The sequence below is a fragment of the Pontibacter sp. HJ8 genome (assembly GCF_054824225.1).
In genome coordinates this window covers 23,604-35,225 of record NZ_JSYF01000041.1, presented here as the reverse complement: position 1 = coordinate 35,225, position 11,622 = coordinate 23,604, and the positions used below count along the sequence as shown (strand labels likewise).

Genomic DNA, 11,622 nt, shown 5'->3' with positions numbered 1-11,622 from the left:
ACCTATCCCGATATAGGTATAGTTTAAATTTAAATTAATTAACAACAAGAAGCTTCCTGCCCGCTTAAAATATCCGCCAGTTTTTGCTTATGCTATACCTGGTTTTAGCGCTTTACAGGCGCAATATCCGCTTTTTATGAATTTAAGGCTATCTGTTGCTTTAAATAAACATTTCATCACTTTACAGGGTGCAATATTGCATACAATTCTGGTTTCAATGATGTTGCAACACAAATATCCTCCCGCTCAGAACCTCCGTAATGCAAAATTATCAACAGGTGGTGCGCCGGCTATACCTTGTTATTTTTATCTTTTCGGCTGGCTCCCTGTCTTCTGTTGAGCCGCGCCTCATACCTGCATAGTACAACTACGAAAACTATCACCTGGTCAGTATCACTTAATTTTTAATACCATATGTAGCATTTCTAATTCTAAAACATCTTTTATGAGACTAAACGTAACTCACCACTTGCTTTACCTTCTGGGGCTACTTCTCCTGCTGACTTCCGGTACTGCAAAAGCCCAGTCAGCCCTGGATGTTGCCCTCAGGCACATTGACCTGAAAAAAGCTGACTATAAGTTAAGCGCCGCTGACCTTGCAGATTATATCGTGACGGACCAGTATGTGAGCAAAAAGAGCGGAGTGACCCACATCTACCTGCGTCAGCGCTTCCAGGGCATCGAGGTAGTAGATGCCAATATCAACATCAACATAGACCGCGATGGCCAAGTGATCAACATGGGCAACCGGTTTATACCCAACCTGCGGGGGGCGATCAAGAGCAGCAGCGCTTCCCTTTCCGCCGAACAGGCAGCCAACGCGGCTGCCTCCAACCTCAAACTCCGCGTAAAAGAACCTTTCAGGATCAAAGAACGCAAAGCGCCCGGCCCCAAACTGGCAGCTGCAGCCAAGGCTGTCGTGCTGAGTGACGGAGGCGTATCGCTTTCTCCCATTCCCGCCAAGCTGGTGTATCAGCCTATGCCAAACGGGGAGGTACGCCTGGCCTGGGAAGTGGACATCTACAACCTGGATGCACAGCACTACTGGAACATGCGCGTGGACGCAGCAACCGGAAACGTGCTCAAAAAGCAAGACCTGGTCATTCATGACAACTGGGGTTTGCCTGTGGTAACAGATGAACCCGGGCAGGAAAAGACCTTTACAAAGCAAAGCAGCCCGGGCAGAACAGCCGGTAAACAGGAGCGCCTGAAAGCACAGCAGGACTTTTATACCCAAGCCCTGGCTCCCCGCTCTGTGGCCGCTGCTGCTGTTGCCTCGAGTGGTTCTTACCGGGTATACGACGTGCCTTTCGAAACACCAAGCCACGGCGAAAGGAGCCTGGTGACAGGCAAAGAGAACGCAGCTGCCTCCCCACTTGGCTGGCATAACGACGGCATCGTCTCCTATACCATCACCAAAGGCAACAACGTGCATGCCTACGAAGACCGGCTGGGAGCAAACGCCGGTACCAGCCCGGATGGCGGCACTAACCTGGTTTTTGACTTCCCGCTGGACCTTACACAGGAACCCGATACGTATGTGAAAGCGGCGACCACCAACCTGTTCTATTGGAACAACCTCATGCACGACGTTTTTTACCAGTTTGGTTTTGATGAGGTAAGCGGAAACTTTCAGCAAACCAACCTGACGGGCGAAGGCGCAAGCCTGGATGGCGTTATGGCCGAGGCCCAGGATGGCGGTGGCACTAACAATGCCAACTTCCTGACGCTGCAGGACGGTATACCGGGACGCATGCAGATGTACCTCTGGACCTCCTCCGTTCCCGCTAAGTTGCTTCATATTACCTCTCCTTCAGCGGTCGCTGGTTCCTATACCGGTATACAGGCAGCCTTCGGTGCAGAGATCAATGAAACAGGTGTTACCGGTAAGATCGTGCTGGCAGATCCTGCCAACGGCTGTAACGCGGCACCGGAACTTCCGGCTGGCTCTGTTCCCCTGCCTTTTAATAACCAAACCGAAATAACCGGCAACATCGCTCTGGTAGACCGGGGAGACTGCTCCTTTATTTCCAAAGCTCTGAATGCCCAGGCTTCCGGCGCAACCGCCATCATTGTAATCAACAACGCCGATGGCCCGGCCATGTCGATGGGAGGTGATGAAACCGGAGCACTGGTGCTTATACCTGCCATCATGATCAGCAAAGCAGATGGTGACAAACTGAAAACAGCCCTGGCCCAGGGTCTGACAGGTGCGCTCCGTCGCGAAGGGGGTGTGCCTCCGTTGCGGGACGGTGACCTGGACAACGGCATCATTGCCCACGAATACGGCCATGGCATCTCCACGCGCCTCACCGGTGGCCCAAGCACCCAGTGCCTGACAGGTGCTGAGCAGGGTGGTGAAGGCTGGAGTGATTTCTTTGGCCTGTACATGACCATGAAAGCAGGCGACACAGGCCCGCAGCGCCGCGGCATCGGCACCTATGTCATGTCTGAGTCTACGGACGGTGGCGGTATACGCCCTGCCCCTTACAGCACCGACATGGGCATCAACCCCTATACATACGGCATGATTTCCAATCCGGAGATCTCCGTACCGCATGGCGTCGGTTTCATCTGGGCGACCATGCTGTGGGACTTGACCTGGAACCTGATCGATGAGTATGGCTACGACCCGGACATCTACAGTGGCAAGGGCGGCAACAACATCGCCCTGCAACTGGTGATCGATGGTCTGAAACTGCAGCCTTGCAGCCCCGGCTTCATCGATGCCCGCGACGCTATCCTGGCAGCTGACCGCATCAACAACGGTGGCGCAAACGAATGCCACATCTGGAAGGCCTTTGCCAAGCGCGGCCTCGGCTTCAGCGCCACCCAGGGCAGCAACGACGACCTGACCGACGGGACCGAGGCTTTCGATATGCCTCCCTCCTGTAACCCGAAACTGGCTATTAACCTGAAAGCAACGCCATCGCCTGTAGCAGACGGGGCCGTGCTCACCTACAACATCCGCGTGACAAACGAAACGGCAGGTGCTGTGAGTGGGGTTACCCTGACCAATCCGCTTCCTGAAGGAACTGTTTTTGTGCAGGAGTCCGGCACCGATGCGCCAAAACTGACGAAAGGGGTGGTTACCTTCAAAGCTGTGAAAATGGCGCAGGGCGAGTCCCTCGAACGCTCTTTCAAAGTGCGGGTGAATAAAGGAACCGGCACTACGGTATACTTCCAGGATGACATGGAGAATGGCGGCAGCAAGTGGAAGATCTCCCATGGCGTAGGTCTGAGCGACTGGCAACTGAGCACCAAGAACGCGTACAGCGGCACCTCCTCCTGGTTTGCTGTCGATCCGGATGCCTTCAGTGACCAGTACCTGGTTACAGCCCAGCCGGTCACCGTTGGGGAAAATGCCCTGCTCCGCTTCCGGCACAGCTTTGCAACCGAAAATGGTTTTGACGGCGGCGTGGTGGAGATCAGCACGAACCGCGGTCTTACCTGGACCAACCTGGGCAGCAAGATGATACAAAACGGCTACAATGGAAATATTCCGTTAACCAACGCCTCTACTGTAGTTGGCCCTGCTTTCACGGGCGGCAGCAACGGGTACATCCAGACGATAGCCGATCTGAGCAGCTACAAAGGCCAGAGCGTCCTGGTCCGTTTCAGAATGGGATCCGATGTACTGACCGGCGCAACAGGCTGGTATGTGGATGATGTAGACATTGTCTCCAACCCGACCACGGTGACCAGCACAGCCTATGTCACGTCCCGCTTTGGCGGAGATGCAAGTGCGACCACAGAAACCCTGGTGCTGAAAGCAGGTATGCTGAGCCAGACCAGCGTGTCAACGGCAGTAGCGGCACAGCCACAGGACATCCTATACCCGAACCCAGCCCAAAACAGGATCACCCTGAAGCTGGCTCAGCAGACGGAAGGAAAGGTACTGGTGAGGGTGGCCAATGCGCATGGCCAGCAGGTGAGGCAGCAGGAGCTATCGGCTGACGAAGCAAACAGCGGCACAGTCCTGTCTCTGGAAGGTATGGCAACCGGTCTGTACTACTTCACCGTCACGGTGGGAGATGAGACCAGCACCCATAAAGTGATCATCAGAAAATAACAAACTATAAACCCCGAGCAAAAGCCACTTTCCCCTGGAGGTGGCTTTTCTCTTTTTAATGCATGCTTGTTTTCTACCTGGCTTGTTGCTGCTTTTTCTCTTTTTAGTTTCCCGAGCGTCTGTTCCTGGCCTAGTCGCCTGCCGGATGCAGGCGATCGGGTGGCGAAATTCAATAAAATACAATATTACAGGCGTATATCACTTAAAATACTAGGGTAATCTAAAAATATTTATAAACTTAATAATCTCCTGGCTGTTTAATTAGTAGAGGGCTCAACGAATAGCTCAAATCATGTATTTTAACTTAATACCAATGGAAGCTTTAACACCGAACATAGCAAGTGTCTTTTTCTTTCTGACATTTGCAATCTACTCGCTGCTTGTCATATTCATGCTGGTATGGGTATACCACGATGCGGAAAGCAGGGGCATACATGGGTTGCTGGTTGTGTTGCCGGCTTTTCTGACGGGTACCATCTTCGGCGTAGTGTTGTGGCTGATCTTCAGGCCAACGCTCCAACAGGAACTTGTTCCGGTACGGGTGCAGAATCGCTAGTTGACGAATAAACCGGCCAGCTAAAGGCAGTTTAGTTTTTCCTGAAAGTAGAGGCTCTTGCAGCATCGTACACTGGGAAAAGCTAAACTGTTTTTTTTGATCTGCCAGGTATAGCAACAGGTATAGAAAGCTTCCCCGGTTCCCTCCTTCCCTACTGCCCTCAGCCCCGTTAGATAGTATTCTTTAAGTTTTAAATAATCTCAGGGATTAAGTTCGTTAATTTGCGGTATAGCTATACCCCTGATGATGAAACCGATCTCTACCCTGTTGGCTACAGGCCTGTGCTGCGGCACGCTGCTCCTGAGCTCCTGCAACGACTGCGCCCCCAGCGTCATCACCCCATTTCAGCCTGAAGAAACCTCCTGGACCGTCTATAGCCAAGGTGCTACCCTAAAGATGGCTGATGAGCGTGACTCAGTATACACGTTTACGCATACCCGGCTAAGTTCTGATCCGGTGCCGGGCGAAGGTTTTGAGGTAACCGATGCCTGCATTGAGCAATATGACACACGTCGCGCAAGTGTGATGCAGGAATCGAGCACTACTCCTAAAAAGAAGCTGCCCGGCCTCTCGGTCATTGCCCTGAAGCGGCCGAATGATCTCCAGGTGACATTGGCTGTTAGCAATCGTGCAAATTTCCAGATCCCGGATATCAACACGCCGCAACACGCGTCGCTAGTGGTTAAGGGCGTCACGTATACCAATGTCTTCAGCATCATTAACCCCGATAGCAGCACCCAGGGGGTGAGCCGGATCCTGTTTAACAAGGAGTTTGGCTTTCTGCGGGTGGTATATTATAATGATAGCGTGCTCAAAAACAAGGTACTGGAGCGGGTTCCGGGATAGAAGGTTAAATTTAAAACAAGTAATCTGGCAGAGCTTGCAACCAATCGGGTTGAAAAGGAATCATACCTGCAGCAGCCACCATCCTGCTGCGTATACTTACTTCTTACAGATAACATATTAAACCTTTACACACCCAGATGACCAATTCTATCAAACTAATGGGAGCAGTTTTGCTCTCAACATTCCTTTTTTCATCGTGCCAAGAGGACTGCGACACAACTGTTACGCAGGTATCAGAGGATGAAGCAGGCTGGCTCGTCTACTCACGCGGAGATTCTGCTTACTTTATCAATGAAACGAACCAGCAAGTTAACTTTGTCAATACGGCGCTTCTTTCCGAGCAGGTACCCGGTGAGGGCTTCAGCACAACAAGTGATTGCATCGAACAATACGATGTACAGGCCTTCAGCTCAATCGAAGATCCACAGAATAAATACCCCGGCCTTGCCACTTATATTTTAAAAAAACCTGACACCCTCCAGGTGGTGATCGTAGTGGAGGAGCGTGGCGAATTTGAGATAAATGAAGCGCAACCCACTTACGCTACGTTGACGATAAACAATGTCGCCTACAGCAACGTGTTTGAAATCGTAAAGACCGACAGCACCAAAACCACCAACCTGAAGCGCTTGCGGTTCAACAAACAGTTTGGTTTCCTGAGTGCAGAGTATTACGATGGCAAGAAGCTGCAATTGATGCAGTAAAGCGCAAGCAATCAAAAAAGGCGGGCCCGGTACTTGAGAAAGTACCGGGCCCGCCTTTTTAAGTGATACAGGTTATTTAAGCAAAATTAGCTACCGTTTCATGATTCAGGTCAAAAAGCACGTCCAGCACTTTCTGCACATGCTCAGCCGGCTTTGAAAGCGAGTTGAACACATACTGCACGTTACCGGTCTTGTCAATCACGTAGATCGCTCGTCCGGGTACGATACCAAATCTGCGTGGAACCCCATACAAGTTGCGTATTTGGGCATCAGTATCGCTCAGCAGCGTAAAGGGCAGGCGGTATACCCGCTCAAACCGCTTGTGGGAGTCTGGTTTGTCGGAGCTGATGCAAACTACTTCGGCCTGCAGCTCCTTAAACAGGTCATAATGGTCGCGGAATTCGCAGGCCTGTCGGGTGCAGTCTGCCGTGCTGTCTTTCGGGTAGAAATAAAGCACTACATTCTTTTCTTTCAACAACTCGTAAAGCCGGAAAAAACCACCATCCAGACGCTGTAATTCGAAATCAGGGGCTTTATCTCCAATCTTAACTACTTCTCTACTCATAAGAAAAATTAATACTACTTTATACAAACCAATCTGCCAGCGAATGGTTCAATTTGCAAAGGTAACACACTAATTATCAGAAAAGCCAATCCAAAAGCGGATAGCTTTGAAGAATAATTTTCGTCAATTTTGCAGAATGTCCCTGATCGACGTCATCATACCCGCGTACAACGAAGAAAGATCCATTGCCAACGTAATAGCCGCCATACCAGCCGCGCTGGTGCAGGAGGTGATCGTAGTCAACAACAATTCCAGCGACCGGACGGCTGCGGTAGCTCAGGCAGCCGGCGCGACCGTGCTGCTGGAGCCAAACGCCGGTTACGGCAATGCCTGCCTGAAAGGAATAGCCTATGTTACGGCCAAGCCCGCCACCACACGCCCCGACATCATCGTGTTCCTCGACGGTGACTTTTCGGACTATCCCGAAGAGATGCCCCTGCTGCTGCAACCGATACTGGAAGGCCGTGCAGACATGGTGATCGGCTCCCGGGCGCTCGGGCGGCGCGAATCAGGTGCCATGCTGCCGCAGCAGATCTTCGGCAACTGGCTGGCCACAACCCTGCTGCGCTGGTTCTATGGTGCCTCCTTTACCGATCTGGGGCCTTTCCGGGCTATCCGCTTCAGCTCACTGCAGCAACTGGGCATGCGCGACCGCACCTACGGCTGGACGGTAGAGATGCAGGCCAAAGCAGCCAGAAAACAGATACGCTATATGGAAGTACCGGTTTCTTACCGGAAACGGATCGGGATTTCCAAAGTATCCGGCACCGTGAAGGGCACCGTACTGGCCGGATACAAGATCATACTCACCATTTTCAGATACCTGTAATTCAACAGCATGAAGACCCTCGAAATCATAATGCTGGTGGTGTACAGTCTGAGTCTGGCGTTCATTTTCTGCTACAGCCTGGTGCAGCTGCACCTGACTATCCTATACTGGCTCCGGAAAAAAACAAGCCCTCCCCTGCCAACACCTGATGATTATACCTGGCCGGCCGTGACCGTGCAACTACCGCTTTACAACGAGCGCTATGTGGTGGAGCGGCTCATCGATGCTGTCGCAGAGCTGGACTACCCTTGGGACAAACTGCAGATCCAGCTGCTCGACGACTCCACCGACGATACCACGGACATGATCCGGCAAAAGATCGCACCGCTGCAGCAACAAGGTATAGCCATACAGCACATCCGGAGGGCAGACCGCAGCGGGTATAAGGCCGGTGCCCTGCAGTATGGGCTGGAACAGGCAAGCGGAGAATTCATCGCTATCTTCGATGCTGATTTTGTCCCGAAACCGGATTTCCTGAAACGGACTGTAGTAGCCTTCAAACACCCGAACACGGGCGTAGTCCAGACCCGCTGGGGCCACCTGAACGAAAATTATTCCCTGCTGACACGGCTGCAGGCGTTTGGGCTGAATGCGCACTTTACTGTGGAACAAAGTGGCCGGTATAGGGGCGGGCATTTCATCAATTTTAATGGCACGGCCGGGGTATGGCGCAAACAATGTATAAGGGATGCCGGTGGCTGGCAAGCTGATACGCTGACTGAGGACCTGGACCTGAGTTACCGGGCACAGCTCAGGGGCTGGGAGATCGTATACCTGGAGGAGGTGGAATCGCCGGCTGAGCTTCCGGCTGCCATGGGCGCCCTGAAGTCGCAGCAATTCCGCTGGACCAAGGGCGCTGCTGAAACAGCCCGCAAGCACCTGCTGCAGGTACTCCGCTCCGACCAAGGGTATGCGACCAAACTGCATGCCGTCTTCCACCTGCTCAACAGCAGCGTTTTCCTCTGTGTGCTGCTTTCGGCTGTGCTGAGTGTGCCCCTGCTGGTGTTCAAACAGGATGCCCCCTACCTGGCCATGCTCTTCCGGCTGGGCATTCTGCTGCTGCTGAGTCTTTTTGCGCTCACCTTCTTTTACTGGACCACGCTCTACCACCAGAGCCGCTCTTTCTGGCAGGCAACCCGGCAGCTCTTTCCGGACTTTTTCCTGTTCCTGGCTATGTCCATGGGCATGTCGCTGCACAACAGCATTGCCGTGCTGGAAGGCTACATGGGGCGAAAAACGCCTTTCATCCGAACGCCCAAACACAACCTGGTACAAGCAAAAGACTCCTGGAAACAACATGCATACACGATCACAAGTATACATCCTCTGACGATAGCAGAAGGCCTGCTGGCTGCCTACTTTGTGTACGGCATCTTTCTGGCCCTGCAGTTCCGGGACTATGGGCTGCTGCCTTTCCATCTGATGTTGGCCATCGGTTTCGGAGCTGTCTTTTTCTATACCTTATTTCATAGCAAGCGCGCATCGTAATGCAACAGACGAAGGCAGGTCCTTATGTAGCACTGGGTATCTCTGCTCTGGCTTACCTGGCGCTGGGCTATGCTACGCCGCGCGAGAACTTCACGCAGCTGCTGGTGCTGGCGCTGGTAGCTTTCGGCGCCTATACCTATGTCACGACCCAGAAACTGAACATCTGGCATGGCATCGCGGCGGCCCTGTTTTTCCGGCTGTTGTTCCTCTTTGCTATACCTGCGCTTTCAGATGACTACTACCGTTTTGTGTGGGATGGGCGACTGCTGCTCTCCGGCGAAAATCCATACCTGCACCTGCCTTCCTACTACCTGAGCACTGCGGCTCCGGAGCTGGCCGGCATTACACCCGAGCTGTTTCAACAACTGAATTCCCCGGAATATTATAGCGTATACCCGCCCGTTGCCCAAGGCGTGTTCTGGCTGGCTGTCACGCTCTCGCCCCATGACATGTTAGGAAGTGTGCTCGTCATGCGGCTGATCATCATCCTGGCGGAAGCCGGTTCAATTTTTCTGCTGCTCCGCCTGTTGCGCCGCATGGGGCTGCCCGACCGGTATACGCTGCTGTATGCCCTCAACCCGCTGGTGATCCTGGAGCTGACGGGCAACCTGCATATGGAGGCGCTGATGATCTTTTTCCTGCTGCTGTTTCTGTACCAGTTGCATTACCAGCGGTACCTCATAGCCGCCGTTCCGTTTGCTTTGGCTGTAGGTGCCAAATTGTTGCCACTCCTGTTCCTGCCCTTCGTCTGGCGCAGGCTGGGCTTCCGGCGTTTTCTGGCTTTCGGGGCGATCCTGCTGGCAGCGCTGGGTATACTATTTTTCCCGTTGCTGCCCCTGGAGGTGCTCCGCAACTTTTTCCAGAGTATAGAGCTATACATCCAGCGCTTCGAGTTTAATGCCAGTGTGTATTACCTGCTGCGATGGCTCGGCCTGCGACTGACAGGGTATAACCAGATCGCAGTGATCGGCCCGCTTCTGTCGCTGGCTATACTTGTTACCGTAGTGGCACTGGCAGTTACAAACCGGTTGGGCTCTGTCAGGAGGCTGGCGGGTTACATGGCTGTATCCCTCACGGTATACCTGTTCCTGTCGACTACCATACATCCCTGGTACATCACCACGCTGGTAGCGCTTACTGCCATGAGCCATTTCCGTTATGCTGCTGTCTGGTCGGGTTTGTCGCTGATGAGTTATGCTGCCTACCGCACCAGTTCCTATACCGAAAACCTGTGGCTGGTCGCACTGGAGTATTCCATGGTTTCCCTGTGGCTCTTGGCCGAGCTATACCTCTACCGGCAACAGAAAAAGTACGCGAACCTGGTCAAATAACAGGTAAGGTATTTTTGTTTTCGGAGTGTCAGTTAATAATAGAACTTTCCTATATTTAACATAAAGTCAATTAGGTTTAGCCGCCGATCTGAATAAATAAACTACTAACTATTAGGATTGTACAGTAGCTGTGCGCTATACCTTGAAAGTAGCCTTCAGTTTAAGTTTTCTTACAGGATACTCCCCGTTTTTGTATTCTATGAGGGGATGAAACAACACAGCTAACACTTAAATTTCGTCCTACCGAATTAAGAAAGATCTGCAAATATTTATACCTATCCATATATTTTTTATTGTTTCTTAAATTTAATATTACCTAAGTATTATACTATATTCGTATAATACCGATATCAGCCATAAAAAATATTGTTAAACCCCATGGTACGAATCAAAAGTCCTATCGCCGTAAAAAAGATTCCCCAGCGATTGCGTCGCTGGCTGAAGCAGCGGATACCGTCATTAGGCCGCTCGCAGGCACTCGAGGAAGAGATACAGTTTTGGAGAGACTGGTTTGTGAGCGGTGGTTTGCAATGGCCGCAGGATTTCCACGAACGGTTTGATCCCAATCAGCCGATTCAGGACCATGTCGCTACCTACATTGATCGCATTGAAGGAAATCCTGTCCACATCCTGGACGTGGGCTCCGGGCCGATAACAAAGCTTGGCAAGAAGCATCCTTCCAAACAGCTCGTCATCACCGCGACCGACTTGTTGGCAAGCGAGTATGATCGTCTGCTTTCAGAGCTTGGAATGGAACCTTTGGTACGAACGGTTTTTGCCGACGCCGAGAAACTGGTGGAGCAGTTTGGACAGAACGCCTTTGCTATTGTACATGGGCAGAACAGAATCGACCATACGGCGCATCCGATGCAGGCCATCGAGCAGATGCTGGCCGTGTGCAAGCCGCGGGGCTATGTCATCCTCTACCATGCCGAGAATGAGGGAAAAAGAGAGCAGTACCAACAGCTACATCAGTGGAACTTCACCTGCGAGAACGGCGACTTCATTATTCGCGATCAGTGGGACCGAAAAATAAACGTAACGAAGGAACTGGCCACTGCCGGCGAAGTTACCTGCACTTGCATACTCGAAGACGAGGCAATCCTCAGCGTCATTCACAAGAAAGCGAAGTGACGGGGCGGCAGCTTAGAATAGTTGCACAGCACACATCAGCGACTCTAAAAAAGCCAGGCTAAATTGTTATCTTTCAACGATAAATCAACAAGCGTAA

General features: G+C 52.0%; 9 protein-coding genes. 8 read left to right on the top strand and 1 reads right to left on the bottom strand.

The window, feature by feature from the left end; all coding sequences use genetic code 11:
* Nucleotides 1-445: 445 nt before the first annotated feature.
* The 4 genes from OB13_RS02400 to OB13_RS02385 all read left to right on the top strand — a co-directional run bounded on the left by OB13_RS02400 (nucleotide 446) and on the right by OB13_RS02385 (nucleotide 6,178).
* Nucleotides 446-4,072 (top strand): T9SS-dependent M36 family metallopeptidase, encoded by a 3,627-nt coding sequence (locus OB13_RS02400; RefSeq protein WP_461488548.1) that lies wholly within the window; start codon nucleotides 446-448, stop codon nucleotides 4,070-4,072.
* Nucleotides 4,073-4,385: 313 nt separating this feature from the next.
* A complete protein-coding gene (locus tag OB13_RS02395; protein WP_461488547.1) occupies nucleotides 4,386-4,628 on the top strand; it encodes a hypothetical protein in 243 nt (80 codons plus the stop codon).
* Between the two features lie 243 nt (nucleotides 4,629-4,871).
* Complete coding sequence (locus OB13_RS02390) at nucleotides 4,872-5,474, top strand: hypothetical protein (protein ID WP_461488546.1); 603 nt, start codon at nucleotides 4,872-4,874, stop codon at nucleotides 5,472-5,474.
* A 137-nt stretch (nucleotides 5,475-5,611) separates the two neighbouring features.
* Nucleotides 5,612-6,178, top strand: a complete 567-nt coding sequence (locus OB13_RS02385; protein ID WP_461488545.1) for a hypothetical protein — start codon at nucleotides 5,612-5,614, stop codon at nucleotides 6,176-6,178.
* A gap of 76 nt (nucleotides 6,179-6,254) precedes the next feature.
* Here OB13_RS02385 and OB13_RS02380 read toward each other — a convergent pair whose 3' ends face one another.
* A complete protein-coding gene (locus OB13_RS02380; protein ID WP_461488544.1) occupies nucleotides 6,255-6,743 on the bottom strand; it encodes a peroxiredoxin in 489 nt (162 codons plus the stop codon).
* 136 nt (nucleotides 6,744-6,879) lie between these two features.
* Between OB13_RS02380 and OB13_RS02375 the strand changes: the two genes are divergently transcribed.
* The 4 genes from OB13_RS02375 (at nucleotide 6,880) to OB13_RS02360 (ending at nucleotide 11,525) form a co-directional block, all read left to right on the top strand.
* Entirely contained in the window at nucleotides 6,880-7,572 is a 693-nt protein-coding gene (locus OB13_RS02375; protein WP_461488543.1) for a glycosyltransferase family 2 protein, read from the top strand.
* A gap of 9 nt (nucleotides 7,573-7,581) precedes the next feature.
* Nucleotides 7,582-9,060 carry a glycosyltransferase gene (locus tag OB13_RS02370; protein WP_461488542.1) on the top strand — a complete coding sequence of 493 codons (1,479 nt, stop codon included), beginning with the start codon at nucleotides 7,582-7,584 and terminating at the stop codon, nucleotides 9,058-9,060.
* Nucleotides 9,060-10,391: a glycosyltransferase 87 family protein gene (locus OB13_RS02365; RefSeq protein WP_461488541.1), complete on the top strand. Its 1,332-nt coding sequence runs from the start codon at nucleotides 9,060-9,062 to the stop codon at nucleotides 10,389-10,391. Before OB13_RS02370 ends, OB13_RS02365 begins: the two co-directional genes overlap by 1 nt.
* 378 nt (nucleotides 10,392-10,769) lie before the next feature.
* Nucleotides 10,770-11,525: a class I SAM-dependent methyltransferase gene (locus OB13_RS02360; RefSeq protein WP_461488540.1), complete on the top strand. Its 756-nt coding sequence runs from the start codon at nucleotides 10,770-10,772 to the stop codon at nucleotides 11,523-11,525.
* The last annotated feature ends 97 nt before the right edge of the window (nucleotides 11,526-11,622 follow it).

What these genes read in the sequence shown, in the direction of transcription:
- OB13_RS02400 (WP_461488548.1), top strand. Translation starts at nt 446, where the DNA reads ATGAGACTAAACGTAACTCACCACTTGCTTTACCTTCTGGGGCTACTT.
- OB13_RS02395 (WP_461488547.1), top strand. Translation starts at nt 4,386, where the DNA reads ATGGAAGCTTTAACACCGAACATAGCAAGTGTCTTTTTCTTTCTGACA.
- OB13_RS02390 (WP_461488546.1), top strand. Translation starts at nt 4,872, where the DNA reads ATGATGAAACCGATCTCTACCCTGTTGGCTACAGGCCTGTGCTGCGGC.
- OB13_RS02385 (WP_461488545.1), top strand. Translation starts at nt 5,612, where the DNA reads ATGACCAATTCTATCAAACTAATGGGAGCAGTTTTGCTCTCAACATTC.
- OB13_RS02380 (WP_461488544.1), bottom strand. Translation starts at nt 6,743, where the DNA reads ATGAGTAGAGAAGTAGTTAAGATTGGAGATAAAGCCCCTGATTTCGAA.
- OB13_RS02375 (WP_461488543.1), top strand. Translation starts at nt 6,880, where the DNA reads ATGTCCCTGATCGACGTCATCATACCCGCGTACAACGAAGAAAGATCC.
- OB13_RS02370 (WP_461488542.1), top strand. Translation starts at nt 7,582, where the DNA reads ATGAAGACCCTCGAAATCATAATGCTGGTGGTGTACAGTCTGAGTCTG.
- OB13_RS02365 (WP_461488541.1), top strand. Translation starts at nt 9,060, where the DNA reads ATGCAACAGACGAAGGCAGGTCCTTATGTAGCACTGGGTATCTCTGCT.
- OB13_RS02360 (WP_461488540.1), top strand. Translation starts at nt 10,770, where the DNA reads ATGGTACGAATCAAAAGTCCTATCGCCGTAAAAAAGATTCCCCAGCGA.